Origin of the sequence: Nitrospira sp. (genome assembly GCA_029194675.1) — a bacterium.
Taxonomy (GTDB): Bacteria; Nitrospirota; Nitrospiria; order Nitrospirales; family Nitrospiraceae; genus Nitrospira_D.
The window spans coordinates 751163-776556 of the sequence record JARFXP010000002.1; the positions used below are offsets into that span (position 1 = coordinate 751163).

Consider the following 25394-nt stretch of genomic DNA (forward strand, 5'->3'; position numbering starts at 1 on the left):
GCGAATCGTGTCGGATTCGATCAAGAACCTGTCCGACCTTGAAGTGAGATCTGCGGAACGCTATGAACGGGGGCTCGCGCTGAAAAAAGCCGGGCTGCACAAGGCCGCGATCGAGCAGTTAGAAATGGCTGCTGGCGATCCACTATTGGCCGTGAAAGCGTACGCCCAGATCGGCCTCTGCCATAAATTGTCCGGCCGTTATGAGGAAGCCGTCCCGGCCTTTCAGAAAGCCCTCAAAGCCAAACCGGCGTCGCCGAATGAAACCGTTCAGATTCTCTATGTCCTAGGGCGCACGCTGGAATCATTGGGTCGCGTGGCGGAAACGTTGGAAGCCTATCGCTGGATTAGGCGGGAGGATGCGGCCTATCGGGATGTCGCTGAACGTATTGAGCGGCTGAGCTCCCGCCGCCCGACAGTAGCCACGAAAAAAAGCTAGGGCGAGACAGCGGTGACGCGGGCAGGGAAGAGGCTCGCAATTCGTAATCGAAGCCTCGGCGCCGCGAGCAGAGTAGTCCTCGGCCACTGAGTTAGTTACCCACCCTGTAATCCCAAAATGATAATGTCCGGTTTCACCAAAGTAGAAATGTCCTCTTCGTTGATAGACTGCCCGTTCTTCAAAGGAGGACGGGATGGTGGGAGAGGACAGGGTGATGATGACCTGGGTTGTCAATAGTGGACGCCATGAATTGCCGCCTCACGCCGCCAGCTGTTGACGAGCCCACTGCTGGGCAAACACCGCGGGCGAGCAATTTCCCAGCCTGGAATGCCGACGCTGACGGTTATAGAAGAGCTCGATGTACTCCGTGATCTCTCGCCGAGCCTGCTCCCGTGTTTCATACCGCCGGTGGTGCACCAGCTCATTCTTGAGCGTTCCCCAGAAACTCTCCATCGGCGCGTTATCATAGCAGTTGCCCTTCCGACTCATAGACGGGGTCAGGCCGAACTGCCGCAATTGCGCTTGATAGTCCTGGGCACAATATTGAGAGCCGCGATCAGAATGATGAATGAGCCCCGGGGCCGGGCGCTTGGTGTCGAGAGCGTTCCTGAGCGCCCCCTGCACCAAGTCCGTCGTCATCCGCGCCCCCCTCGCATGCCCAACCACCTCACATGTATACAGATCTTTGATCCCCGCCAGATACAACCACCCTTCTGCGGTGGGGATATACGTGATGTCGGTGACCCAGGTCTCGTTCGGGCGCGTGGCGACAAACGTTTGGGCCAAGACATTCTCCGCCACCGGCAGCGAGTGCTTTGAATCCGTCGTGGTCGTGAACCAGCGCACCTGTTTGCAACGTAGTCTCAGTTTCTTGCGTAGCCGTTTGATGCGTCCGACCCCAGCGGGGAACCCATCCTCACGCAATTCCGCTTGGAGACGTTCCGGCCCATAGGTCTGCCGGGTGCGCACATGCGCGGCCTGGATCGCCACTTCTAGGCGCGCGTTCTCCTGAGCGCGCTTCGAGGGACGGCGCGTGCGCCAGGCATAGTACCCACTTCGGGACACCTCCAGCACCCGACACAACACACTCAGGGGATACTGGGGCCGCAGCGTCCTCATGAGCGCGTACCGGGCAGCTGCGCCTTGGCAAAGTACGCGGTGGCTTTTTTTAAGATGTCGCGCTCCATCCGCGCCTCGGCCAGGTCGCGCTTCAGCCGAGAGACCTCGGCCTCCAGCTCTGTCACGGGCCGTCGGCTCTCCCCCAGCGTCGCGAGCTGACCGCGCCGGGCTCGACACACCCAGTTCTCGAGCGTCTTGCCCGACATGGCCAGGCGTCTTGCTACCTCTGGAATCGTCAACTTCTGTTCCAGGACCAGCTGCACCGCTTGCTCACGGAACTCCTTCGTATACTGCTGTCGCGGAACTCGTTCCATCTCACACCTCCAGACCTCAGATCATAGGTTGAAGGCGTCCACTTTTTCGAGCCTAGCACATGATGAGTGCCAAGGAGTTGCGGCGGATCCATGTGATTCGCCAGGTGCGGGACAAGCGGATCACACAACAGGAGGCGGGCACCATGTTGCGGCTGACGGAGCGTCAGATCCGGCGCCTTCTTGGGCGGGTAAAGGAGGAGGGCGACCAGGGACGTGTCCATCGGGGACGGGGGAAGCCGTCGAATCGGCGCATCGCGGAGCCGGTCAAGGCGAAGATGCTGCGGCTGTATGAGACACGCTATGGAGACTTTGGGCCGACGTTGGCGGCGGAGAAGTTGACGGAGCGGCACCGACTCGAGGTCAGCGACGAGACTCTGCGGCGCTGGTTGCGGGAGCGGGGGATTGATCATTTCGCACGCCGGAAGCGACCGCATCGCGCGTGGCGTGCGCGCAAGGCGCATGTCGGGGAACTGGTGCAACTGGATGGGTCCCATCATGATTGGTTGGAGGGGCGCGGCCCGTGGGGTGTCCTGATGGCCTACATCGACGATGCGAGCAGTCGCGTCTTTGCTCGGTTCTATGAGTACGAGGGCACGATCCCGGCGATGGACAGCTTCCAGCGCTACATTCGGCACCAGGGGATTCCGCTGGCCATCTATGCGGACAAGCATACGACCTACCAGTCGCCAGCTGAGCCCACGGTGGCGGAGCAGCTGGCCGGGGAGGCACCCCAGAGTCAGTTCGGACGGGCACTGGATGAGCTGGGGGTTGAGCTGATCGCGGCGCACTCCCCACAGGCCAAGGGGCGGGTGGAGCGGCTGTTTAAGACGTTCCAGGATCGACTGGTCAAGGAGTTGCGCCTCGCACGGATTGGGACCTTCGAGGCGGCGAACCGATTCCTGGAGGGCTATCTGCCGGTCTACAACCGCCGGTTCGCGGTGCGGCCGGCGCACGCAGTCAATCTGCATCGGCCGAAGCCGACGGCCCAGGTGCTGGAGCGAAGCCTGTGTATCAAGACATCCCGGTGTCTGCGGAAGGACTTCACCATTGCTCATGAAGGGCGGCTCTATCAGGTTCACGACAATCTCCGCGCCACTCGTGTGGTGGTCGAAGAACATGTGGATGGGACGATGCGGCTCACGCACCACGGACGGGCGCTCGCCTTTCACGCGATCGCGGCGCGACCTGTGTCGGCGGCAGCGGTCACGGCGGTGTCCCGATCGCAGCGCCCGATCAAACCGCCGGCGGATCATCCATGGCGCAAGCGATGGCGGCAGGAACGAGGACACCACCCGGCGGCGGCCGGAACATAAACCGGACATTTCTACTTTGGGAGAAAGCGGACATTTCTATTTGGGCTTGACAGAGTTAGTTACCCACCCATGTAAAACTTGTGTTAATTGCACAGGCTCTCTGTGTTAGGCTCGTTCGCCACCATGCAGAGGAGGTGTTATGGATTGTATCCTGATTCGTCACGGGATTGCGGTAGGGCCTGATGAGTGGGAAGGGGCGGAGGAGAATCGCCCTCTTACCGAAAAGGGAAAGAATCGCGCCAGGCAGGCTGCCGAAGGGTTGGCTGCACTTGACTGTAAGCCGACCCACCTATTCACGAGCCCCTTCGTGCGGGCTTACGATACAGCGAGGCTGGTACGCGCTGTCGTCTGTCCAACTTTGAAGGTCGAGACACGGGAAGAGTTGGCGGTCGGAGTAAAGCCTGAGCAGCTGGTTGGATGGTTCCGCACACTCCCGTCGGATGCAGTGGTGGTATGTGTGGGGCATGAACCTCAGCTCGGTGAAGCGGTAAGCCTGTTGCTCTGTGGAAAAGCCCTTCCGAACTTTCCACTTAAGAAGGCCGGGGCCGCCTATCTTGAGGTCGCGGACGGTCTTAGACCTGGCCAGGGTCGGCTCTGCTGGCTGCTTCAGCCGACGCAGTTGCGTGCCATAGGCAAGCGAACGCATGGCAAGAAACGGCTGGGGCAGGATTAAGACGGCACCGTTTCGGTACCGATCGTGGGTTTGGGGTTCTGTAACACCGGGAGAATACATCCTCGGAGCTCGTCCTGAATCTCTTCGGGAGACTTTCTCGCATCGACGACATTGAAACGAAACTCCATTGCCATCTTGTCGAATTCTTCTATCAGCAGCGATTGATATTTTTTAAAACTATCGTAGAGGTCAGCCCCGAGACGGAGGTCCATTCCGGATTCCCAGAAGTTCATTCCGGTCGTCTCGATGACTCGAAGTGCCAGGGTTTCAACATCGATCCGCAGGTAACAAACCAGGTCCGGAATCAGCGCAAACCCAAATACGTCGCGGATCCATTTGCGGTCGGCGCTCCGTACGAAGTCGCGCGCGAACGCCGTGTAGATATAGCGATCCGCCAAAACCACGAATCCTGATCGTAGAGCGGGAATGATCTGGTGCTCGAGGCGATCGGCAAAATCCGTCGCATAGAGCAGGCTGAGCGACCAACGGTCGAGGATATTGCCGGCCTTCGCCATTTCGATGGTCTTGGACATGAGGTTGGAACGGGTCCAGCCGGTCGTCATCACGCCGTAACCCTGCACCTCCAGCCATTCTTGCAGCATCTCGATGTGGGTCGTTCGGCCGACTCCATCGGTTCCTTCAATGGCGATCAACTTGCCTCTCAGATCACTCGGATCTAGGTACTTCAAACCGTCGCCAAAAAAGCGTGCGTCGGCCATAGGTGCCTCGTCTTGGTTTATAGCCACGGAGCGCTTCTTCCACCAGCGCCCGCATGTGTTCCTGCTGGGTCTCGATGTCTTGGGTCGCATCCATCGTCAACAGCCCATATTCATCGACGATCTTGTCGTATTCGGCGAGAATCCGTGATTGAAAGAGTCGGAAGCTTTCTGTGATGTCCGGGCTCAGATCCATGTCCATGCCGGCTTCATAGTACTTGAAGTGGCCACGAGTTCCTCGCGAGAGCCGAGAGATGGCGATTTCGATGGGGACTTTGAAATAAAACGCCATATCGGGCTTGATCGCAAATGCGTAAAGTTTCCGTACCCACTCGTTCGCCACGCCCCGTACCACATCGCGCGCAAACGCCGTATACATATATCGATCGGCCAGGACAAGCATGCCTGCCTTCAGGGGAGGGAGAATCTGATGATAGAGCCGACTGGCAAAGTCCGTGGCATGCAGCAAGCTGAACGTCGTCGGGGTGAGGCTCTTCGATTTTTTTCCTCGTTTGGTGGTTTCCTTCACGAGTGCCGAGGAATTCCATTCGGTAAAGAATACCTTGTACCCCTTGGACTCGAGCCACTTATGCAGTAGTTGCAGTTGAGTGCTTTTGCCTGACCCGTCGATGCCTTCGACGATGATCAACTTCCCTGGGTAAGGGTGACAGGCTGTCTTGAGTAGGTGAGGTTCAGTCATGAGTGATCCGTTTTCAGTAGTCCGGAGAACTGGACACGTCGACGGAAGACCTGCTCGAACAGGTCGGCTCTGGTCTTCGCGGCCCATAATTCCATTTCAGCGTCCGCTGTCAAATGAACTTCAATTGTAATCTGTTTCCCGAATTTGACACTCAATGCCTGAACAAGCGAGAAATGCGTCCGATCGAGCCCGTCGGCGATCCGTAGCAGCGAGGCAAGGATCTTGACCACACGTTGCAAGCGGGGTGTCAGACAGGCGAATGCTTCGTGCTTCGACGACGGCAAAGCCCGCCGGTGGTAGCGGGCGATGTTGGCGACCACATCGATTTCCTCAGCCGCCAATCCACCCAAGTCACTATGTTTGATGAGATAATACGCGTGTTTGTGATGTTGTCTCGGATTGATGAGATATCCGACATCGTGCAGAATGGCTGCGTACTCCAGCCAGGTGCGCTCTTGCTGTCCCAAGCGATGTTCTCGCTTGGTTTGATCGAACAGACTCAGTGCCAAGTCGGCCACATGCAGTGAATGAGCCTCCGGTGCCTGGCAGCGCCGGGCAAGGCCGACCACGTTTCGACGACGAACGTCGGGAATATCACGTTCAGCTTTCAGCCCCTCTCGGTGCCGTACGATAAAATCATAGATGACACCCTCTCGAATAGCCTTGTCGCAGAGCGTGATCTCGTTGAGGCCGGACAGCTCCAGCAGACATCTGAGGACCACGGCGGTCGGCAACAGCGTATCGACCCGCTTGGGGTCTAGACCGGGAATCGCCAAACGAGCCTTGACCGATGACTTCGCCAATTCCGCTTCGAGAGAGCGGATATCCTTCAGGAGAATCGTCGCGAGATTATGCTGTGGCAACGGTCGTCCGGTTTGACGGAGATGGATGACTTCACCGACATTCCCGGCCATACCGGAGGTGGCGACCAATGACTGAAACTTCTTCATCTTGAATGATCCGAGCGCATCGCGCAGATGGGCGAGCACGGCATTGTCCAGGGCATGCATCATCGACTCAGACGGCGGAGTTTTGGGAAGGAATTGCTCAGCTAAACGGATCGCTCCAAGTTTGAGACTCTGGCCGTGAATCAAACCTTCTCGATTCCCCACGATCAATTCCACGGAGCCGCCCCCGATGTCGACTACCAATGTCGGTCCGTCCGGGAGGGCGATGCTGTGCTTGACGCCCAAGAAAATCAGTCGGGCTTCCTCTGTCCCGCTGATTACCCGCACCCTCAGGCCCATGTGCTCCATGATCAAGGCGACGAAATCACCGCCGTTTTGGGCTTCGCGCACGGCACTGGTCGCGACTGCGACGATACGGTCGAACCCTTTGTTGCGGGCGAGCGTGACCAACGTCTTGAGGACTTCCAATGCACGGGTCATAGACTCTTCCGAGAGCCGCCTGGTCGCGAACACTCCGTTGCCCAAGCGCGTGATGTCCTTAAAACGGTCCAGTATCTTGAAACCGGCGTCGGGGAGAACTTCAGCCAGCACCATATGAATGGAGTTCGTCCCGATGTCGATGACGGCGAGCTTAGACACAGAAGTTCCCTACGATTGGAGAATCGACGGACCTTAATGAAAGAGCGGGCAGCCTGTCAACAATCAAAGTGTAAACTGTACGGTACATGCACATGACAGCTGGGGCGCATGGCGGAGAATGATTATTTGACGACGAAGTGGACGCTCCGGTTTCGCTGTCTGCATTCGCTGGTATACTCAAAACACAGCGGGCGATCCTTCCCGTAACTGGTTGTCTGGACATCGATGGAGAGCCCCAGTTCCTGAAGGTAGGCTTTCACATTGCTGGCTCGACGCTCGCCCAACACGAGATTGTACGTTGATGTGCCGAATTCATCGCCGCGCCCTTCCAGGAGCAGGCCTGCCACCCGGTCTTGTTGCAGTTGCTTGGCATCGGCCTCCAAGACGCGCATCGCATCCATCTGGATGGTGACCTGGTCAAAATCAAACAGGACGTCGCCCAATGTCTCATCGGAGAGGCCGGTGGCGTTTCGAGACAAGAGCTCTGATTGCATGCCCAGGCTTGTTCGCGAGTCGGTCAGTTGGCCGTCGTCAGGAGGGATCTCCTTAATCGCGGGTTCCTTGATCAGTTCTGCTTGTGCCGACTCCTCTTGACCAGATTCCGATCCCCACCACCCTGTTATTGCGCAGCCCTGTAGGAGGAGAAGGGTGAAGACGAATAGGCTCGACGCCATGATACCGCGCACCTGTCTCATAGATGCTCCTCCGAGTGAAGGACGAGCCGATCGTTATCGAGGAAGCGTCATCGCTGCTTCATAGATCGGCCGAGTATCTGTGATCGGTTCCCATGTTAAGACTGCCAACGAATCCTCCACGTATTTCGGCACGCGCATGCCGTTTAACACGCAGGTGACTCCAGGCGTACTCGTGAGAAGCCACAACATTTTTTGTGACAGCGAAGCGGTGCGGTGTGAAGTCGGCACGAGCGGGTCGATCGTTCGCGCAACCTGTTCGGTCTGGGCTTGACTCATCAGAGTGGCTTCGCGCCGGAACCCCCGCAGCAAAGTCAGCAGCTCCGGAATGTAGCGTTGACGCCAGCGTTCCCACTGTTCGGCCACGTCTCCGGAAAGCTGGTGCGAGAGCAACTGTAAGACTTGGTTGATGTGTGGGGCGATCATCTGATGCTCAATTTGTTCCCAATGTTCGATCCCCTGTATCTGCTGATGAATACGGCGCAGTTCGGCAGACCAATTGAAGTAATCGGCCGGGGCCGTCCCTGTTCCGGAGACTGGAATAGTCGGCGAGAGGGAAGTACGGTACTCCTGTTCGAGTGCGCCGACCTTGCTCAGCTGTTGATCGACGTCGAGAGGCGGGTCTTCGAGCGGGAGATCCGCCAGTCGCAGCATCCTGTTGTGAGACAACATAGCATTCAATGGTCGATTCACCAAGATGGCGATGTTTTTCTGGCGTGCGTACTCGAGGACGGTGTGAGAGCTGGACCGTCCAGTATTGACGGTAACGACGGCTCCGGATTCGAAGAGATTCATCGGGCATTGAAGGACCTGAAAGTGATGAGTAGAAGCTCCTGCAGATTTGGCGGCGGCTTCGGCCGCTTGGATCATCAGCGACAGAGAGGTGGCGTCCGGATTGTCGGCAGGAGACGTGGCCGTGTTGGATGATACCCCGTAATATTGGAGTCGCCCCGCCTTGATTTGCGTTTCGAAGTAGACGAACGCCCGCTCGATCCGGGCATAGAAATCGGCACGAAGTTTCTCCAGGTTTTCGCCTCCACGATGCGCCGCCGCTGAAAAGAAATATTCGGGATTGTGCAACAGGCAGATATCGAGCGTGGCAAGTCCCAGCCGATCCAAGGACAGCGCCAGCTGGTCCGCCAAGAATTCCGGATGAATGCAATGCCAAATACCGTCCCCATACTTCACCAGTTCGGGGTAGGGACGGCCGGACCGTTCTTTGGCTTCGGCAAGCTTGAGATTCTGCCCCTGGATATACCCGATTTTGGAGACGACGATGATTTCGTCACGGCGAACCTCACCCGAAGCAACAAGCTCGGCCAGCACAGACCCCACCAACCGTTCGCTGTCGCCGTCGGTGTAATTCGTCGAGGTGTCGATCAGATTACAAGACGATCGCAACGCCATTTTCAACGCTTCGCGGTGTTGAGAATTCTGCATATCAACGCGATATGTTCCGAACCCTAACCTGGTCGTGGTCAAACCGGTTGCACCGAGCACTGTCAAGCCGTTTGCCAAGCCTGCCTCGTCTGCCCGTGCCATCACCCGAGACGCATAGGTCGCCGTACCCTGGGCCGTTGCGCTTCCTGAGAGACTGGCGCCCTGCAGCAGTCTTGGTTCGGCTCCTCGATCCGCCGATGCAGTCTGGTCGGCCTGCAACGCCTCTTCGACGGAACGAGGATCGGTGATCGGTTGCCGGCAGGTATAATTCCGACAGATGTAGAGTGTTGGTTGTCCAGAAATGGTCGGCCTATCTCGCAAGAGTGGAAGGGAAGTTGGTTGCCCCGGAGAACCAGTCGCCACGATGCGGTTGGGAAGGTAGCAGTGCGCCACCGCTTCACGGAGGGCGCGAACATTGTCCTGCGACTCATCACCCACGAGGGCCAGTTCCACCGGTCCTTGGGTCAGAAAATCCACCACGGCCAGACTCTTGGCGAACGCGCGAGGGTAACGGGCTATTTGCCGACCATAGGCGCGTACAGCAGCAGCCGCGGCGCGGCGCCAATCTTCGCGATCAAAGTGGAAAGACAGTCGGGCCAGTGCTGAAGCGGCGACGGCATTGGCGCTGGGCGTGGCTCCATCCATGCCTTCCCGGTGTCGGAGAATGAGGGATTCATGATGACTCGCTGTCGTGAAAAACCCGCCCTGTTCCTGATCCATAAAGTCGCTGATCAGGTACTCCGCCAGCCGTCCAGCCGCCTGGAGGTACGATTCAGCGGAACCAGCTTCATAGAGGTCCAGCAATCCCTCTGTGAGGTACGCATAGTCTTCAAGATAGGCGTCGAGATGGGCACGATCGCCGCGTGATGTGCGCAGCAATCGGCCGTCCGGCTTGGCGTGACTGCGCAGCAGAAAATCGGCCGTCCGTTGAGCGCTCTCGAGATACCCGGCCTGTCCAAAGACTCGGGCTGCCTCGGCCATGGCCGACAGCATCATACCGTTCCATGCGGTGATCACCTTGTCGTCCAGTCCGGGGGGGACGCGATGTCGGCGTGCTTCGTACAACAGGGGCTTCGCACGGGATGCGAGCTCCATCAACTCGTCCCTCGTCAGATTCAGCTGTTTGGCTATATCTTCGAGCGGTCGCAGTCGATTGGGAATGTTCGTGTGTTCCCAATTGCCTGATTCCGTGATGTCGTAGAGCGCACAAAATCGCCGTGTGTCTTCGTCGTTCTTGAGTACGTCTTGCACTTCGGTCGGCGTCCAAACAAAGAACTTTCCTTCGATACCTTCAGAGTCGGCATCCGTCGATGAGTAGAAGCCGCCTTCCGGCCCTGTCATTTCCCGGCGCACATAGTCAATCACCTCGGTGGCCACCTGGCGATAGAGAGGCTTCTTGGTGACTTGATAGGCCTCGACATACACGCGTGCCAGAAGCGCGTTGTCATAGAGCATTTTTTCAAAATGCGGCACCAGCCATCGGGCATCGGTCGAATAGCGCGCAAAACCACCGCCGATGTGGTCGTAGATTCCCCCGGCCGCCATCATGTCGAGGGTTTTGGTCACCATCGTGAGCGTGTGGGGCTTGCCCGAGCGTCGGTGGCTCCGGAGTAAGAACGACAATCCCATGGCCGGGGGAAACTTGGGTGCTGTTCCGAATCCACCATGGGTTTCATCGAACTCGTCCTTGAACTGGCTGACGGCTTCGTCGAGCACAGATTCGCTGATGGAGATGGGGGAGGGGAGTTGTTTCAAGCCTTGCAACTGAGCCGTCAGCTCTTTGGCCTGCTCCCGGACTTCCGATGGACGTGTGTCCCAATAGTCCGCAATCTTTCTTAGGATATTGCCGAAGCCAGGCCGTCCCCACCGATCTTCAGGAGGAAAATACGTGCCTGCGAAAAACGGCTCTTGAGCGGGCGTCAGAAACACCGTCATGGGCCAACCGCCTTGACCCTGATTCATGGTGACCGTGGCGGCCATGTAAATCTCATCGAGATCGGGCCGTTCCTCCCGGTCTACCTTAATGCAGATAAACCACCGATTCATGAGTCCCGCAATCGCCTCGTTCTCAAAAGACTCGCGTTCCATGACGTGGCACCAGTGGCAGGCGGAGTAGCCGATTGAGAGCAAGATGGGACGATTCTTCGTCTTCGCCAGTTGCAGTGCTTCCGGCCCCCAGGGGTACCAGTCTACGGGGTTGTAAGCATGTTGCAGCAGGTAGGGACTGGTTTCATGAATGAGTCGATTGGGAGTACGTGTCTCAGGAGCGGATGACATGAGGTCAACCTAGCATCGCGACGAGAACAGCGTCAACGGAGCTGAGGGACACGTCGCGGTCCCGTCCAGTAGAGGTCGGAAATTCCAATCTTGCTGTGAATGTAAGTTGTGATAGTCTAGGAGGATCAGGACACGAATGAGAGAGATCGGCCCATACTCCAATTACCGGCTGACTGTTCGCCTCGAATTGGCGAACAAGCCCGGCATCTTTGCCAGAGTGGCTGCGCTGTTGGCGGAAGAACAGGCCAATCTCGGCGCTGTCGATATTGTGTCGGCGACGAAGACCCGCATGATTCGGGATATCACGTTCGATGTTCAGAGTGAGCAGCATGGCGAAAAAGTTGTCGCTCGTTTGGGCGAGTTGCCGGACGTCATCGTGCTCTCGGCATCCGATCGAATTTTCCTCCTCCATCTTGGAGGCAAAATTCGGGTGGGGAACAAGTTCCCGATCAGTACCAGACACGTGCTCTCCATGGTGTATACACCGGGTGTTGGTCGTGTTTCTCAAGCGATCGCGAAAGACAAGTCGAAAGTCTACACCTTTACGAGCAAGAGCAATAGCGTTGCGGTCGTCTCGGACGGGTCCGCGGTGTTGGGGCTGGGCAATCTTGGTCCGGAAGCGGCCCTTCCCGTCATGGAAGGCAAGGTGATGCTCTTTAAAGAGCTGGCGAATATCGATGCCTGGCCGATCTGCGTGAATACGCAGGAGCCGGACGAAATCGTGCGGATCATCCAAGGTATCGCGCCTGGATTCGGTGGCATCAATTTGGAAGACATCAGCGCCCCACGTTGCTTCGAGATCGAGCAAGAACTGAAACAATCGCTTGATATTCCTGTGATGCATGATGACCAGCACGGCACGGCCGTGGTGCTGCTGGCAGCGCTCTCGAATGCGCTGAAGGTCACTGGCAAACAGCTGGAACAGGTTCGGATTGTCGTCAATGGGCTCGGTGCCGCCGGCACGGCCTGCTGTAGAATCTTGCTGGCTGCCGGCGCGGCACATGTGCTGGGATGCGACAAGGAGGGCATCATCCTGTACGGGGAAGCCGAACAACTACGAGCCTGCCGAACCGACCTTCGTGCCTGTTTGACGCGAGACAGTCCGAAAGGAACTTTGCGTGATGCGTTGAAAGGCGCCGATGTATTTATCGGGCTGTCCGTCGGCAATGCGGTGACTGCCGACGATCTCGATCTCATGGCCCAGGATCGAATCGTCTTTGCGTTGGCCAACCCGGATCCGGAGGTTCCTCCGGAGCTGGGGACGACTCACTCCGCGATCTTCGCGACCGGACGGTCGGATTATCCGAATCAGATCAACAATGCCCTCGCATTCCCAGGGATCTTTCGGGGTGCGCTCGATGTCCAAGCCGGTGAGATCAACGAGGCCATGAAGTTGGCCGCAGCGCAGGCTATCGCCCAGGTGATTCCGGAAAATACGTTGAGTGAGGACTATATCATCCCTAGCGTTTTTGATAAGGACGTTGTCCCGCGTGTCGCCCGGGCGGTCGCTGCCGCTGCGCGCGCCAGCGGAGTAGCCAGACGACGGGCTAAGGCGGACGATCCCTCCATCCTTGAATAAGCGTCACGTCGCCCCCATGGGAAATAAACAGTCTGCTGTGGTCTTCAGGCTGTCCTGGTGGCTGTGGTACAATACGTCTTCTTGGAAGTCCAGGGAACCATGCCGTTCTCAACCGCGAAATTTGTGAAATTCCGAAGCGGGATGCAGAAACGCATCGGTTCACTGCGTTTAAAGACGGAAGACAGCTTGGAATGTGCCGTCGATACGATGATGGAAGAACGTGTGGACGGATTCTTTCAGGTGGAACAGGGACTCGAGGAAATCATCAAGTCCCTCGTCGAAATCGAGGAAGAATTGGAGGCGATTCGAGATCTGGCCGGAGCCATGCGGTTGGAGTCCCGGCTGGAGTTCGTCGAAGAGCGGTGGGATGAATTCGACAGCGAAATTCGCGAACGCCCCCGGCGGCGTCGTAAACGAGTCAGTCTCGCCGATATGCTCAAAGCCGCCGGTGGAACAGGACAGCTGTCCGAGAATCCACATGCCGTGAATAACGCGGTGGATGCCTATGCGATCATGGGTATGGAATTCGGCAGCTCTCTCGCCGATGTCACCGCAGCGTTCCGAACCAAGGCGAAGCAACTCCATCCTGATGCGAACAACGGCGATCGCAGTGCTGAACCGGAGCTCCGCCGCATGTTGGAGGCCTATCAGTTTCTGAAGGAATATCTCAGTCTCAGCAATACGGAACCCATGCCTCCTCCTGATCGCTCCTACAGTCCATCTGAGTAACACACCGGTGACGATGCCCGCCCCACATCAGTACATCACGAGCGCAGCCACACTCAACGAATTGTGCGCGCGACTGCGGGACAGCCCGCGCCTGGCGCTCGATACGGAATTCGTGGGCGAGGAGAGTTTTGTACCGAAGCTCGAACTCATTCAAGTCGCGACCGACCACACTGCGGCCATTATCGATTTTCCAGCCGTTCTATCAAGAGAAGCACTCGATGGGTTCTGGGAGATTGTCTGCGATTCGAGGATTCAAAAGGTCGTGCATGCGGGACGGCAAGATCTGGATCTCTTCGCAGTCCATGCCGGGCAAGTCCCAAAACCGTTCTTCGACACCCAGATTGCGGCGGCGCTGGTCGGCTTCGGCCCTCAGGTCGCCTATGCCAACCTTGTGCAACGGGTGCACGGAAGAAGGCTGGACAAAGCCCATACCTTTACGAATTGGAGTGCCCGCCCGTTGTCCCAAGACCAACTGGCCTACGCGCTGGAGGATGTGACGTTTTTGTTGGCTATCCATGACCATTTGCACAGCCGACTGTCGAAGCTTGGAAGGCTCCAGTGGGCTCATGAAGAGTTCTCTCGCCTTGCAGGTGTCGTGGGTGAGACTCGTCGCGAGCCACAAGAACGGTATCAACGCATAAGAGGATGGGATCAGCTGAAGCCGAGATCGGCTGCGGTACTTCGGGAACTTGCAGCCTGGCGTGAGGGGGAAGCGAAACGGAGAAATGCGCCTCGGAGCAGGATCGTCCGGGATGAAGTGCTGCTTCAGCTGGCGCGACATCCTCCGCGGCACCAGGATGAGTTGCGCAACGTCAGGGGTCTCCACGCTTCAGAAGTAGACCGAAATGGAGAGTCGATCCTTGTCACGATTCAAGCGGCGCTTGGGCTTCCCCCCTCGGCTTGGCCGGTGCTTCCGAAAGAGCGAAAATCTGAACCGGAATCGAATGGACTCGTCGAATTGCTTCAGGCGATCGTGAAGGCTCGCGCCGTGGAAGAAGAGATTGCTCCGACCTTGTTGGCGACGAGCGCCGATCTCCAGGAGTTGGTCGATGTCAAGACGAATCGGTCAACGCTGGATCTCCCAGTCCTGAAGGGATGGAGACGAATCTTGGCAGGTGATCTCCTGCTTGCCGCGCTGGACGGAAAGGTCTCTTTTACTGTTGATCCACACACCAGGACGATTCGGTGGTCGCTGTCCGAGCCGACCACCGGTGGCTGAGCGATTCAGCCTGAGGATGTTGCAAGAGTCCGTCAGCGTCGTTCTCGCATCGCTCAACGCCTCAACGTACCAACCACCTATGCCCCAACCTTTCGCTCGCTGCGGCCTTGCCTGGCGAAAGGCGCGTCTCGGCGCGCCGGGGTTCAGGAGGTGAGACGATGAGCTTTTTCACCATCCTCTGAGGTGTTACAGTGCGTCTTTAGGTTCGTGCATCGAAAACCATGATCTACAAGAGTTTCTTGATCGAGTCAGCCGGTCTCGCCAGCATGACCTGGTCGCCTTTCTCCACGATCGGCCGTTGAATAAGGTCTGGGTGTTTCACCATCAGGTCGAGTAGCTCATCGTCCGAGAGCTGTTTCTTCGCCAGACCGAGCTCGCGGTACAGGTCTTCTTTGGTTCGAAGTACGTCCTTAGGGGATAGGTCGGCCTTCTTTAAAAGCGTTTTAAGCTGAGCTTTGGTAAACGAGCGCTCGTAGTAGTTGATGGCTGTAAAGGGCGCCCCGCTGTCCTTGAGCAGCTGTACGGCTTGTCGGCAGGTTGTGCAGGTCGGTTTGTGATAGATCGTGATATCCGCCATTGTCACTCCTTGTGAAAACCCGTCTTGACGATTTTTTTCAGTCTGTGTTAGATCCCAACTAGGGAGATGCCTGAAACAGGATCATTTATGCCGTGGATCGGAACCAGCTCCATCGGTCAGTTCGCCTGCGCCAACGTCTTTCAACGCACGCTGAGGGATCTCCGTATCAAGCGTAAGGGCCAGCCCGTCTTTGTCCTTGGGCATGTGCTCGCTCGCAAAAAGCAAGAAGCAACCTTTGAAGCCTTCAACGACCGGCTGGCCGTTGTGAAGTTCAACGATGAGGGACTTGTGGGCTATGACCCTCAAGAGCTCCTGCTTCCAACTGAAATTGATGAGCATGGCGTTCCGTATTTTGAGATCCGGTCATGCCGATCCTGTGGGGTGCTCTTTCCTCTTACCATTGAGGAACAGGAGTCTGACCATGAACCCGAACAGTGCCCAGACTGTACAGCCTGATCACCCCGATGTTAGTCGACAAAGGGAGCCACTTCCAAGGCTTTTTTCAGGAGGCAATCTCCCGCAACCCCCTGCAACACCATCGGTAACATGGCTGCGTCGATCGCACGCACCGAGAGAACACGGAATCCGTCCGGAGACTTCTGACCTTCGAGTTTGAGAGCGTGACAGATTTCCAGTGTTTTCCAGACTAAATTGGACAGAATTTGGTCGGATGCAAGCAGATTCATGTCCGCGACCGTATCCTCGATCGCGACCTTTGCTGGAATCCGTGTCCTCTCCTTGGGAGGTTCGCTGACGACGGCGAACGCGACTGTTGTTTCGCTCGCCATGGCGGCTGAGACTGTCATGATCCCCGTCGGCATGATCAGGAAGCAACACATGATGACGGCTGGTCGTCTCATTCACATCTCTGATCCATGCCTCTATACCATCCGATCATGCCGTGCTTAGTATGCCAATCATGATTTTCCATTGCAAGAATGACGCGCCGTCATGGTAGGGTAGTGATAGACAAAGCAAGATCTTTTTTAACCTGAGGGTCCATCATGCCACATGATTTCATGCCGGGATTAGCCGGAGTCCCGGCTGCTACCTCATCGATCAGCGATGTCGATGGTCAACGCGGCGTTCTGGAATACCGCGGGATTCGAGTCGAAACACTCTGTTCGAATTCGTCGTACCTGGAAACGGCGTATCTGCTTCTTTTCGGACATCTTCCTTCAGCGACTGAATTCCAACGATGGGTCACCGACGTCACCCATCATCGGCGCATCAAATTTCGCATCATCGATTTGTTGAAAAGTTTGCCGGAACAGGGTCATCCCATGGATGCGCTCCAGGCGGCAGTGGCGGCGCTCGGCATGTTTTATCCGGGCCGCAACGTCAAGGACGTCGAGAATAATTATTGGAGCGCGGTGCGACTTGTCGCCAAGTTGCCGACGATTGTGGCGGCCTGGGCAAGGCTTCGCCACGGCGATGCTCCGATCACGCCGCGCGACGATCTGGGGTTCAGCGAGAACTTCTTCTATATGTTGACGGAGTCTGTCGTCCCTCTCTTGTGGGATGAAATATTCGATGATTGCCTCATCCTCCATGCCGAACACACCATGAACGCGTCCACATTTACGGGACTGGTCACGGCATCAACCCTGGCCGATCCCTATACCGTCGTGGCCTCGTCGATCGGTGCGTTGAAGGGTCCCTTGCACGGAGGCGCGAATGAAGAAGTGGTGGTGATGCTCCAAGAGATCGGAACTCTGGATAAGGCGCGGCAGTATGTTGAGCATACCCTGCAGAACAAGAAAAAGCTGATGGGATTCGGCCATCGCGTCTACAAGGTCAAAGATCCTCGTGCCACCGTTCTGCAGGAACTCTGTCGGCGATTGTTCAAAGAATACGGAAGCTCGCCCTTGTATGAAATTGCATTGGAAGTGGAGGCGGCGGCCGCAACAATGCTGAACGGCAAGGCGATCTATCCCAATGTCGATTTCTACTCCGGAATTATTTACGACAAGATGGGTATCGATGTCGATCTCTTTACTCCGCTCTTTGCCATGTCGCGCGTGTCAGGCTGGTTGGCCCATTGGCTGGAGCAGCTGCGCGAAAATAAGCTGTTCAGGCCGGACCAGATCTACTCCGGCGAGCATAACCGGCCCTACGTGCCCATCGATCAGCGGTAATCCTCGTATGGACAAGGCCCTCAAACTCTTGACTTCCCTCTTGGCCGATTTATCTAAGAACCATACAGGTGAATCGGCGCAGCGCCAGTAGACTCAATCAGACAATCATAGGGGAAAGACACGAAGGAGGTTGCTATGACACTCGTACGATGGGATCCGTTTCGGGAATTGGAAGAAGTCTCAGATCGATTGAACCGGATGTTCGCTCGTCCCGCTGCGGCACGCACCAATGGGAAGGAGACCATGATCGTGGCGGACTGGACGCCATCCGTCGATATCAGCGAGACCGAAGGGGAGTATCAGATTAAGGCTGAGATTCCGGATGTGAAGAAGGAGGATGTGAAGGTTACGTTGGAGGACGGAGTGCTCACCATTCAGGGAGAGCGGAAGCACGAGAAGGAAGAGAAGGGAAAGAAGTTCCATCGGATTGAGCGATCCTACGGTAGCTTCGTCCGAACCTTCTCCTTGCCCGATGTGATTGACGATGAGAAGGTCAAGGCGGAGTTCAAGGATGGAGTGCTCAACCTTCATCTGCCGAAATCGGAGAAGGCCAAACCGAAGGCCATCGAAGTCAAGGTAGCGTAAGCTGGTCTGAAAGGTTCCTTAGAACAAAGGCTCGCCCCACCAGGCGGGCCTTTGTATTTCTCGGCACCTTATTCCCACATCACCAATTCCCAGGCAGCATTAGTCCCGACGTAGATCCAAAAGCTTGACGCCGAACTTAACCTTGCCGCGCAATCGCCGCAGGCGACCATAGGCCCCTCCGGCAGCGACCAATTCCAATCCTCTTCGCACGGTCGGGGTTACATCTTCGCCGTTTGCGGTGGTAGCCCGCTCTGGGCGGTCAGCCGAGACTTCTATCGTGAGCTTCTTAATGTGTCTTGCCACGAGGGCTCTCCTTGTTCAACCGCCATAGTCGTCTCTGCGACAACGCTCTGTATACCGTAGGGGCATACGGTATTTCATGGTCATCGGGTTTACAAGGGGAGACGTTTGGTTTCGAGATGCTCAGCGGTGGCGGCTCGGAGGAGTTGGACGTCGGCTGAAATAAGAACCGACGGTTCATCGAGGTGATCCTGCAGCTCGATCGCCGAAGCCAGATGGATGGCATCAAGAGCTCGTAGGGGATATCGTTCGAGTAGCGCCCGGGAGCGTCCAAGGATACTTTCGTCCAAATTAACCCTGACGTAGGCAGGCCATTCTTGTAAAAAATGGCGAACCACTTCGTGGTAGTGCGATTCTCCTAGGACTGCTTCCCGAACACGCCTACGCAAAGCCGAAAAGGTCTCGGTATAGGCAATGGTGGCGGTGGCGTGAGGTGGAGTGTCTGCTCGCAGAGCAATGGCTTCAGCCGTCCCAATTTCCTCGATGAATTGTTTCACGAGTGCGCTCGTGTCCCAGTAGAGCATCGTCAACGTTCATCACGGTCATCGACGACCGCACGACCTAGCGATGGGCCTCGATAGGAAAGAGGTTTGAGCCGTTTCCTCGGCGCGCCTGTCGGCGGGATGATCTTTCCCAGCGCGGTAAGTTGCGCCAACCGGGCCTCCCGTGTCCCAGGCTTCCCGGCCTCGATGTGCTGAAGCAGGGCGATCGGTCGTCCTCGGTCGGTTACGATGATTTCTTCACCCTTCTGTGTTCGACGAAGATAGTGAGTCAGGCGATTTTTGAGTTCTTTGACGCCGATCCTGCTCATCGTACACCTCGGTGGCTATTGTAGCTACCTCTATAAACGAACACAAGGATTCGTCGACATCTCTCCAGTTGTGTCGTCAGAAGTTCACGCGAAAAGTTGCCGCACCGACGTGGTTCGTGGTGCGGTAGGTGCCGTTGACGGTGGGATTGGGGCTGCCGGTCACTGTATGGGTATCGAAGACCTAAGCTTGGTTAAAGACATCCAGGCCAATGGAGGATTTCGCCGAGAAGTTCTTTTCAGAGAAATGCAGTGAAGGGGAATAGCCATAGTCGGCCGTGGCGGGTATCCACACATGGACTGGATTGATTCCTACTTGAGGGGAAATCATGTACTAAGTTGATCTACTAGAGCCTCAGGGTTACTTCAACTTGTGATTCCCCGTAGCTTGCTACGGGGATCCTCTTCTCTGGTACCCTCTGGCGCATGGTGGATCAGAGGGACAATGAGGTTCGTAAGGGAGCGCACTGTGCGTGGCAAATCCACTACCATATTGTGTTTCCAGTGAAATACCGCAACGCGCTGCTGGATGAGGAGGTGACAACGATTATCCAAGAAACGGCGGCAGAGATTGCGGAGCGGTTTCCGATTGAGATGGAAGCGATGGGAACGGACAAGAATCATATCCATCTCCTCTGCAGTGCCCATCTGAAAATGGCTCCAGGACGGATTGTCCAGGTGTTCAAGCGCATCACGGCCCGGGAAATCTTTCGACGGAAGCCAGCCGTCAAACGGGTCCTGTGGGGCGGGGAATTTTGGACCGATGGGTATGATGTGGCGACCGTGGGGGAGCGAGCGAACTGGCAGACCGTCGAGCGGTACGTGCAGCGGCAAGGGCAACCGCATGAGGATATTCGGCAACTCCGAATGTTTTAGTTCTGTGATACCCCGCAGCTTGCTGCGGGGAGCTTCAGTGTGCCGGGCATGTTGAACAGCTTGAGGGTGAAAGTCCCTTCCTCAACCTGATGGAGGTGAAGGGGTAGCGAAGCGCAAGGGCACAGGTCGTGAGGGCGTGTCTGAAGGAAGCGTGGAGCAAACCTGCGCGCCGACGAACAGGAACCGGATACGAGGCGCGAGCGCCGGACGAGCACGCTGGAGATTGCGAAGTCCAGTTCCATCAAGGGCGTAAGACGTAGATCCGGCGGCGGTGCAGGGAAGGCGGTTCAACTGACCCCGGGAGATCTGTGCCGTGTCTCGGCAGCGAGACTGAAGGAGTCGAGAGACTCTTGAGCGCGACACAGAAGTCAGCAGACGGCATAGTAGGGGCGAAGGCCTCGAAGGCCGGAACGGCTCCCTCAACCGAGGGTGTAAGGGAGAGACCAGTAGGGCGTGCTGACCCCGGTTGTCAATAGTGGACGCCATGAGTTGCCGCCTCACGCCGCCAGCTGTTGACGAGCCCACTGCTGGGCAAACACCGCGGGCGAGCAATTTCCCAGCCTGGAATGCCGACGCTGACGGTTATAGAAAGAGCTCGATGTACTCCGTGATCTCTCGCCGAGCCTGCTCCCGTGTTTCATACCGCCGGTGGTGCACCAGCTCATTCTTGAGCGTTCCCCAGAAACTCTCCATCGGCGCGTTATCATAGCAGTTGCCCTTCCGACTCATAGACGGGGTCAGGCCGAACTGCCGCAATTGCGCTTGATAGTCCTGGGCACAATATTGAGAGCCGCGATCAGAATGATGAATGAGCCCCGGGGCCGGGCGCTTGGTGTCGAGAGCGTTCCTGAGCGCCCCCTGCACCAAGTCCGTCGTCATCCGCGCCCCCATCGCATGCCCAACCACCTCACATGTATACAGATCTTTGATCCCCGCCAGATACAACCACCCTTCTGCGGTGGGGATATACGTGATGTCGGTGACCCAGGTCTCGTTCGGGCGCGTGGCGACAAACGTTTGGGCCAAGACATTCTCCGCCACCGGCAGCGAGTGCTTTGAATCCGTCGTGGTCGTGAACCAGCGCACCTGTTTGCAACGTAGTCTCAGTTTCTTGCGTAGCCGTTTGATGCGTCCGACCCCAGCGGGGAACCCATCCTCACGCAATTCCGCTTGGAGACGTTCCGGCCCATAGGTCTGCCGGGTGCGCACATGCGCGGCCTGGATCGCCACTTCTAGGCGCGCGTTCTCCTGAGCGCGCTTCGAGGGACGGCGCGTGCGCCAGGCATAGTACCCACTTCGGGACACCTCCAGCACCCGACACAACACACTCAGGGGATACTGGGGCCGCAGCGTCCTCATGAGCGCGTACCGGGCAGCTGCGCCTTGGCAAAGTACGCGGTGGCTTTTTTTAAGATGTCGCGCTCCATCCGCGCCTCGGCCAGGTCGCGCTTCAGCCGAGAGACCTCGGCCTCCAGCTCTGTCACGGGCCGTCGGCTCTCCCCCAGCGTCGCGAGCTGACCGCGCCGGGCTCGACACACCCAGTTCTCGAGCGTCTTGCCCGACATGGCCAGGCGTCTTGCTACCTCTGGAATCGTCAACTTCTGTTCCAGGACCAGCTGCACCGCTTGCTCACGGAACTCCTTCGTATACTGCTGTCGCGGAACTCGTTCCATCTCACACCTCCAGACCTCAGATCATAGGTTGAAGGCGTCCACTTTTTCGAGCCTAGCACAGTCAGCAGTTTCAAGGGCCGCCCATCCTGGGTCCGTTCCATCACACAGTCATAGGCCCACACCTGAGTCGGAGAGAGCGGGCGCCGCCGCAGCCATGAGCCATCGGCCACCCAGAGCCGCGCGCGTTGGGGCTGCTTCTGGGGCACCTTGAGCCCCTCCTCACGCCAAATCCGCTCCACGCGGTTGAGGTGGACGCGCCACCCTTCTTGTTGGAGCAGGGTCGTGATCCGCCGGTACCCATACCGCCCATAGGCAGGAGCGAGTGCCACGATCCGTGTTCGCAGCGGCTCCTCATCATCTGGTCGGCAGGGTACATACTGCTGCGTGGCCCGGCATTGTCCCACCACACGACAGGCCCGGCATTCCGACACGGTCAAGGCAGCCACGGCATGCTGAACTGCCTCCCGCCGTCGGGCCGGGCTTAGAAGTTTCCCGCCGCCACCTCCTTCAGGATGCTGTTATCAAGGGAGAGGTCAGCCACCAGGCGCTTGAGCCGGGCATTCTCCTGTTCCAAGCCCTTCAACCGTTTGGCCTGATCGACCCGCAAGCCACCGTACTCTTTCTTCCACCGGTAATAGGTCTGTTCGGTGATGCCTAACTTGCGGCAGGCCTCGGCGAGCCCGAGGCCTCGGCCCGTTGCAAGCTCGATGGTCCGCAAATGTCCGATGATGTCTTCCGCTCTGTACCGTTTCCGTGCCATCGGTCCCCCTCCTTGATTGGGCCAGCGAGCCTAACTGCACCTCTGGCCTGGTTTTAAGGGGGAAGGTCACCGATGGCATGACAGTTGCTGAACCTGTATGCCGAGCCGGGCAGATCACTTACGAAATTCCTCCAAGGAGGAGACTCTCGATGATTCGACTCCAACCAGCAGCAATGGGTGCCTGCATTCTTGCCAGTGCCCTCGGGCAAGCTGTGACGGTCGACGCGGCAACGTACTATGTCGCCACGAGTGGAAGCGATTACAACCCGGGCACCAGCTCACAACCGTGGCGAACCATAGCCCATGCGGCCCGCACGATGATCGCCGGAGATACCACCTATGTGCGGGGTGGAACCTACAAAGAGGGGCTGATCCAATTCGGACGATCGGGAACCTCGTCGGCTCCGATCAAGCTCCTCAATGCGTCGGGCCAGTTCCCCATCATTGATTTTGTCGACAAGGCTCTTACGAAACAGGTTAATTTCAAGAACTACGCTGGGTATCAGAAGGCGATCGGCTGGATCACGATTGAAGGATTTGAGATCCGGAATGGGTATAATGGTCTCAAAATCGATAATGGTAATGACATCACCATTCGGCGGAATTGGATTCACCACAACCTTATGCAAGGGATTTTCGGAAATGGCCCCAGGATTCTGATCGATCGGAACAGGATCAATCACAATGGACGCTTTGCTGCCTGTGCCACGACACCATCCGTGTGCAACTTGGATCATGGCATTTACCTGAACGGCACGGCGGTCACGATCACCAGCAATCTCATTTATGACAATCTGGGCTATGGCATTCAAGCAAATGGGACAGTCAGTTATAAGCCTACAGTCCATCCGGGACCGGAGTACGCGTTGTCGAATAATTGGGTCATCGCCAACAACACCATGGCGTACCAAGCCCAGGGGAGCGGCATGGTCGCCTGGGGGTCAACCCTCCAGAATCTGAAGGTTGAGAATAATATTTTCTACGAGAATGGCGTGAGACGGACCGCTTCCTATACAAACGGGGTGACGTTCATCTCGATGGGGAGCACAGGCATTGTGATTCGAAATAATTACGCCTGCGCGACTGGAGCAGGTTCGACGGTCTTTCTCAGCGCTGGCGCCACTCAAGGGGTCAATTACACAGCCTCCGGCAACATCGTCACCACGACCAATCCCGGATTCGTCAATGCTCCAAGTACACTGGTGGCGTCTCCCAACTTTGCGCTGACCTCTCACAGCCCAGTCATTAACAAGGGCTTGACCACGACGGCCAAACTAGCTTACGACGGCGTTGTTCGGCCCCAAGAAGGCGCCTACGATGTAGGTGCCTATGAATACTATATGGGGGGCACCATCGCCCAACTGCCCATTGCGCCAACTTCGGCCACAGCATTCTAATGTTCAGAAGCGTCCGGTGACCTGACGTTGGGGGCATACTGCCCCCAGACGTGAGGTGGCGGTGTCTCCGGCGAAAGCGAAGACACGCGCCGCCGTTCAAGAATATTCACCTAAATCTGAGGGAGTTTCTTATGCTGAGAAACGCGATTTCGCTTGGTCTCGTCCATCGAAATTTCACGATTGCGATCGCCCAGGTCATAGTGTTGGGCCTTATCGCCTTCCCACTAGCTGGATGTGGTGCCGACGGACAAGGGGGACCGACTCTTTCGTCTCTTTCCACACCATCCGACACCCATTCGGGTGAAGGTACGCAGTCGAAGTCTAACCCTGCTACAACGGGATCTCCGGTCGATGACGACCCAACAACAACATCGACAGATCACGCGACCTCACATGCGGCCGTGGAATACAAGACCGCAGAACACGCGGACGAAGAACAGGCGATCGCACATGCGGTGGCAGATTCTGACCATTCAGCCGGAACGGAACCTGCTGAAGGAGAGGAAGACCCGACCGTCTCGGTGAGCCCCACTCGGACCGGCGCTAAAAACCGTAACGGGGTCGGATCCCATTACTGGGCTGTCGCGTCAATAATCGGTGACCGTCCAATCAGACCCTCGCGACGTTCAATATTGAAATGATGGTTGGCTCGAAGGTGTTGGGCGGAGGCCTTCACGGTTGACGGAAGCGTCCACATGGCAAACGAATGCTGCGTGATTCATGTGTCTGTTTTACCGGACTATCGCAAACTGACCCCCTGACGATTAGTTCAAGTATTGATTCATTTGTCCCGCCCGTGGCGCAGGATGCTAACAATGCCAACGAGGATGATCACGGCTGCGACCATCCCATACCAGGGCAGGATGGCCCATGGATCGCTGTGCTTGACGTAGCTCATGATCCAATGACCGGCAAACACAAGGCCCAACACGATCAGCGCTGCAACAACGAGGCTTCCTTCACGCTGCGACTTATCAGCGGGCATGCGTCAGCTCTTGAAAATCCGCATCGCAGTCTTATAGCTCCGTTCCCACCAACAGCTTGCAGGAATACAGGGGAGTCGACGCTGGCCGTCGACGAAACGCCTGACTACTTGTGCGCCGAGCAAATTCGTTCATCGTACACAAAACGGTTGAGCGTTGGCGAATCTGGCCGGCGATCAAGCGCCTCTGTCGGGAGAACCTGTGGCAGCTTGCATCGCCGTCATCATGAATCATGAGCTTTCTCGATGATCTGGAGCGGCATAGAGCCTATGAGCGGTCAAGAGAGATCGAACGTCTTTCATCACCATAATTTGTGGCCGACTGAAGCGGGGCAGCGTTGGGCCAGATCGCCGTGCCGCCCGCGTACTCTTCGCCCCCACCAAGATCGGCAACGTCATCGACACGCGGCTCTTCTACAGCAGTTGCCGTCGCGTCGTCAAGAAGGGCACCCCGCCCTCTTTGTCACCGGATGAGAGAACAAAGGGTCAAGCCTTGTTCTGTGCATCACCAAAGTCGAGGCTGTATTTCCGAGGGGCGCACAAC

The 25394-nt window shown here is 57.1% G+C and carries 25 protein-coding genes and 1 pseudogene; 11 read left to right on the forward strand and 15 right to left on the reverse strand.

Translation table 11 applies throughout. From position 1 onward, the window contains the following. Positions 1-7 precede the first annotated feature (7 nt). A complete protein-coding gene (locus tag P0120_12500; GenBank protein MDF0675139.1) occupies positions 8-436 on the forward strand; it encodes a tetratricopeptide repeat protein in 429 nt (142 codons plus the stop codon). 258 nt (positions 437-694) lie between these two features. Here P0120_12500 and P0120_12505 read toward each other — a convergent pair. After that, positions 695-1869, reverse strand: a protein-coding gene (locus P0120_12505) for an IS3 family transposase (protein MDF0675140.1) whose coding sequence is annotated in 2 segments (ribosomal slippage) — positions 695-1593 and positions 1593-1869 — 1176 coding nt in all. Because the reading frame shifts where the segments join, the coding sequence is not laid out codon by codon here. 59 nt (positions 1870-1928) lie between these two features. Here P0120_12505 and P0120_12510 point away from each other — a divergent pair. Next, on the forward strand, positions 1929-3182 hold the full coding sequence (locus tag P0120_12510; GenBank protein MDF0675141.1) for an ISNCY family transposase: 1254 nt from the start codon (positions 1929-1931) through the stop codon (positions 3180-3182). Positions 3183-3321: 139 nt separating this feature from the next. Next, a complete protein-coding gene (locus P0120_12515) occupies positions 3322-3855 on the forward strand; it encodes a histidine phosphatase family protein (GenBank protein ID MDF0675142.1) in 534 nt (177 codons plus the stop codon). Here the strand turns inward: P0120_12515 and P0120_12520 are convergent. The 5 genes from P0120_12520 to P0120_12540 all read right to left on the reverse strand — a co-directional run bounded on the left by P0120_12520 (position 3852) and on the right by P0120_12540 (position 11227). Beyond that, positions 3852-4574 (reverse strand): dTMP kinase, encoded by a 723-nt coding sequence (locus tag P0120_12520; protein MDF0675143.1) that lies wholly within the window; start codon positions 4572-4574, stop codon positions 3852-3854. The two genes, P0120_12515 and P0120_12520, sit on opposite strands and share 4 nt — an antisense overlap. Next, positions 4522-5271: a dTMP kinase gene (gene tmk, locus P0120_12525; GenBank protein MDF0675144.1), complete on the reverse strand. Its 750-nt coding sequence runs from the start codon at positions 5269-5271 to the stop codon at positions 4522-4524. Before tmk ends, P0120_12520 begins: the two co-directional genes overlap by 53 nt. Further along, positions 5268-6818: a Ppx/GppA phosphatase family protein gene (locus P0120_12530; GenBank protein MDF0675145.1), complete on the reverse strand. Its 1551-nt coding sequence runs from the start codon at positions 6816-6818 to the stop codon at positions 5268-5270. Before P0120_12530 ends, tmk begins: the two co-directional genes overlap by 4 nt. Before the next feature lie 122 nt (positions 6819-6940). Next, positions 6941-7513: an OmpA family protein gene (locus P0120_12535; protein MDF0675146.1), complete on the reverse strand. Its 573-nt coding sequence runs from the start codon at positions 7511-7513 to the stop codon at positions 6941-6943. 33 nt (positions 7514-7546) lie between these two features. Further along, positions 7547-11227, reverse strand: coding sequence for an aldo/keto reductase (locus P0120_12540; protein ID MDF0675147.1), 3681 nt, complete (start codon positions 11225-11227; stop codon positions 7547-7549). A 136-nt stretch (positions 11228-11363) separates the two neighbouring features. Between P0120_12540 and P0120_12545 the strand changes: the two genes are divergently transcribed. From P0120_12545 to rnd, 3 genes are read left to right on the forward strand one after another with little or no spacing between them, the layout of a single operon-like run. Then, positions 11364-12806 carry an NAD-dependent malic enzyme gene (locus P0120_12545; GenBank protein MDF0675148.1) on the forward strand — a complete coding sequence of 481 codons (1443 nt, stop codon included), beginning with the start codon at positions 11364-11366 and terminating at the stop codon, positions 12804-12806. A 57-nt stretch (positions 12807-12863) separates the two neighbouring features. Then, positions 12864-13535, forward strand: coding sequence for a J domain-containing protein (locus P0120_12550; GenBank protein MDF0675149.1), 672 nt, complete (start codon positions 12864-12866; stop codon positions 13533-13535). A 13-nt stretch (positions 13536-13548) separates the two neighbouring features. Continuing rightward, positions 13549-14754 carry a ribonuclease D gene (gene rnd, locus P0120_12555; GenBank protein MDF0675150.1) on the forward strand — a complete coding sequence of 402 codons (1206 nt, stop codon included), beginning with the start codon at positions 13549-13551 and terminating at the stop codon, positions 14752-14754. Between the two features lie 226 nt (positions 14755-14980). On the opposite strand, the gene arsC is transcribed toward rnd, so the two are convergent. Further along, the gene (gene arsC, locus P0120_12560; GenBank protein ID MDF0675151.1) at positions 14981-15331 is read right to left on the reverse strand and encodes an arsenate reductase (glutaredoxin); all 351 of its coding nucleotides are present in this window, start codon (positions 15329-15331) and stop codon (positions 14981-14983) included. Positions 15332-15418: 87 nt separating this feature from the next. On the opposite strand from arsC, the gene P0120_12565 reads away from it, so the two are divergent. Further along, positions 15419-15787: a hypothetical protein gene (locus P0120_12565; GenBank protein ID MDF0675152.1), complete on the forward strand. Its 369-nt coding sequence runs from the start codon at positions 15419-15421 to the stop codon at positions 15785-15787. Between the two features lie 11 nt (positions 15788-15798). Here the strand turns inward: P0120_12565 and P0120_12570 are convergent, their stop codons facing one another. Continuing rightward, complete coding sequence (locus P0120_12570; protein MDF0675153.1) at positions 15799-16191, reverse strand: hypothetical protein; 393 nt, start codon at positions 16189-16191, stop codon at positions 15799-15801. A gap of 144 nt (positions 16192-16335) precedes the next feature. Here P0120_12570 and P0120_12575 point away from each other — a divergent pair, with 144 nt between their 5' ends. Next, entirely contained in the window at positions 16336-17469 is a 1134-nt protein-coding gene (locus P0120_12575) for a citrate synthase (GenBank protein MDF0675154.1), read from the forward strand. A gap of 135 nt (positions 17470-17604) precedes the next feature. Next, positions 17605-18054 carry an Hsp20/alpha crystallin family protein gene (locus P0120_12580; protein ID MDF0675155.1) on the forward strand — a complete coding sequence of 150 codons (450 nt, stop codon included), beginning with the start codon at positions 17605-17607 and terminating at the stop codon, positions 18052-18054. 99 nt (positions 18055-18153) lie between these two features. Here P0120_12580 and P0120_12585 read toward each other — a convergent pair whose 3' ends face one another. From P0120_12585 to P0120_12595, 3 genes are all read right to left on the reverse strand, one after another. Next, complete coding sequence (locus P0120_12585) at positions 18154-18357, reverse strand: hypothetical protein (GenBank protein MDF0675156.1); 204 nt, start codon at positions 18355-18357, stop codon at positions 18154-18156. A gap of 89 nt (positions 18358-18446) precedes the next feature. Beyond that, entirely contained in the window at positions 18447-18878 is a 432-nt protein-coding gene (locus tag P0120_12590) for a type II toxin-antitoxin system VapC family toxin (GenBank protein ID MDF0675157.1), read from the reverse strand. 2 nt (positions 18879-18880) lie between these two features. Then, positions 18881-19165: a type II toxin-antitoxin system prevent-host-death family antitoxin gene (locus P0120_12595; protein MDF0675158.1), complete on the reverse strand. Its 285-nt coding sequence runs from the start codon at positions 19163-19165 to the stop codon at positions 18881-18883. Between the two features lie 423 nt (positions 19166-19588). Here P0120_12595 and tnpA point away from each other — a divergent pair, with 423 nt between their 5' ends. Then, positions 19589-20038, forward strand: a complete 450-nt coding sequence (tnpA, locus tag P0120_12600) for an IS200/IS605 family transposase (protein ID MDF0675159.1) — start codon at positions 19589-19591, stop codon at positions 20036-20038. Between the two features lie 497 nt (positions 20039-20535). On the opposite strand, the pseudogene P0120_12605 reads toward tnpA, so the two are convergent. The 3 genes and pseudogenes from P0120_12605 to P0120_12615 all read right to left on the reverse strand — a co-directional run bounded on the left by P0120_12605 (position 20536) and on the right by P0120_12615 (position 22471). Next, a pseudogene (locus P0120_12605) lies at positions 20536-21711 on the reverse strand (IS3 family transposase). Next, a complete protein-coding gene (locus P0120_12610; protein MDF0675160.1) occupies positions 21633-22157 on the reverse strand; it encodes an IS3 family transposase in 525 nt (174 codons plus the stop codon). Before P0120_12610 ends, P0120_12605 begins: the two are co-directional and overlap by 79 nt. A gap of 35 nt (positions 22158-22192) precedes the next feature. Next, the gene (locus P0120_12615) at positions 22193-22471 is read right to left on the reverse strand and encodes a transposase (GenBank protein MDF0675161.1); all 279 of its coding nucleotides are present in this window, start codon (positions 22469-22471) and stop codon (positions 22193-22195) included. A 149-nt stretch (positions 22472-22620) separates the two neighbouring features. Between P0120_12615 and P0120_12620 the strand changes: the two genes are divergently transcribed. Beyond that, a complete protein-coding gene (locus P0120_12620; GenBank protein MDF0675162.1) occupies positions 22621-23868 on the forward strand; it encodes a right-handed parallel beta-helix repeat-containing protein in 1248 nt (415 codons plus the stop codon). 781 nt (positions 23869-24649) lie between these two features. On the opposite strand, the gene P0120_12625 is transcribed toward P0120_12620, so the two are convergent. Further along, on the reverse strand, positions 24650-24853 hold the full coding sequence (locus P0120_12625; GenBank protein ID MDF0675163.1) for a hypothetical protein: 204 nt from the start codon (positions 24851-24853) through the stop codon (positions 24650-24652). Positions 24854-25394 lie beyond the last annotated feature (541 nt).

Bases quoted from the DNA above. Each gene is read 5' to 3' on its own strand.
- P0120_12510 (MDF0675141.1), top strand. From the start codon at position 1,929: ATGATGAGTGCCAAGGAGTTGCGGCGGATCCATGTGATTCGCCAGGTG.
- P0120_12515 (MDF0675142.1), top strand. From the start codon at position 3,322: ATGGATTGTATCCTGATTCGTCACGGGATTGCGGTAGGGCCTGATGAG.
- P0120_12520 (MDF0675143.1), bottom strand. From the start codon at position 4,574: ATGGCCGACGCACGCTTTTTTGGCGACGGTTTGAAGTACCTAGATCCG.
- tmk (MDF0675144.1), bottom strand. From the start codon at position 5,271: ATGACTGAACCTCACCTACTCAAGACAGCCTGTCACCCTTACCCAGGG.
- P0120_12535 (MDF0675146.1), bottom strand. From the start codon at position 7,513: ATGAGACAGGTGCGCGGTATCATGGCGTCGAGCCTATTCGTCTTCACC.
- P0120_12540 (MDF0675147.1), bottom strand. From the start codon at position 11,227: ATGTCATCCGCTCCTGAGACACGTACTCCCAATCGACTCATTCATGAA.
- P0120_12545 (MDF0675148.1), top strand. From the start codon at position 11,364: ATGAGAGAGATCGGCCCATACTCCAATTACCGGCTGACTGTTCGCCTC.
- rnd (MDF0675150.1), top strand. From the start codon at position 13,549: ATGCCCGCCCCACATCAGTACATCACGAGCGCAGCCACACTCAACGAA.
- arsC (MDF0675151.1), bottom strand. From the start codon at position 15,331: ATGGCGGATATCACGATCTATCACAAACCGACCTGCACAACCTGCCGA.
- P0120_12565 (MDF0675152.1), top strand. From the start codon at position 15,419: ATGCCGTGGATCGGAACCAGCTCCATCGGTCAGTTCGCCTGCGCCAAC.
- P0120_12570 (MDF0675153.1), bottom strand. From the start codon at position 16,191: ATGAGACGACCAGCCGTCATCATGTGTTGCTTCCTGATCATGCCGACG.
- P0120_12575 (MDF0675154.1), top strand. From the start codon at position 16,336: ATGCCACATGATTTCATGCCGGGATTAGCCGGAGTCCCGGCTGCTACC.
- P0120_12580 (MDF0675155.1), top strand. From the start codon at position 17,605: ATGACACTCGTACGATGGGATCCGTTTCGGGAATTGGAAGAAGTCTCA.
- P0120_12590 (MDF0675157.1), bottom strand. From the start codon at position 18,878: ATGCTCTACTGGGACACGAGCGCACTCGTGAAACAATTCATCGAGGAA.
- P0120_12595 (MDF0675158.1), bottom strand. From the start codon at position 19,165: ATGAGCAGGATCGGCGTCAAAGAACTCAAAAATCGCCTGACTCACTAT.
- tnpA (MDF0675159.1), top strand. From the start codon at position 19,589: ATGGTGGATCAGAGGGACAATGAGGTTCGTAAGGGAGCGCACTGTGCG.
- P0120_12615 (MDF0675161.1), bottom strand. From the start codon at position 22,471: ATGGCACGGAAACGGTACAGAGCGGAAGACATCATCGGACATTTGCGG.
- P0120_12620 (MDF0675162.1), top strand. From the start codon at position 22,621: ATGATTCGACTCCAACCAGCAGCAATGGGTGCCTGCATTCTTGCCAGT.
- P0120_12625 (MDF0675163.1), bottom strand. From the start codon at position 24,853: ATGCCCGCTGATAAGTCGCAGCGTGAAGGAAGCCTCGTTGTTGCAGCG.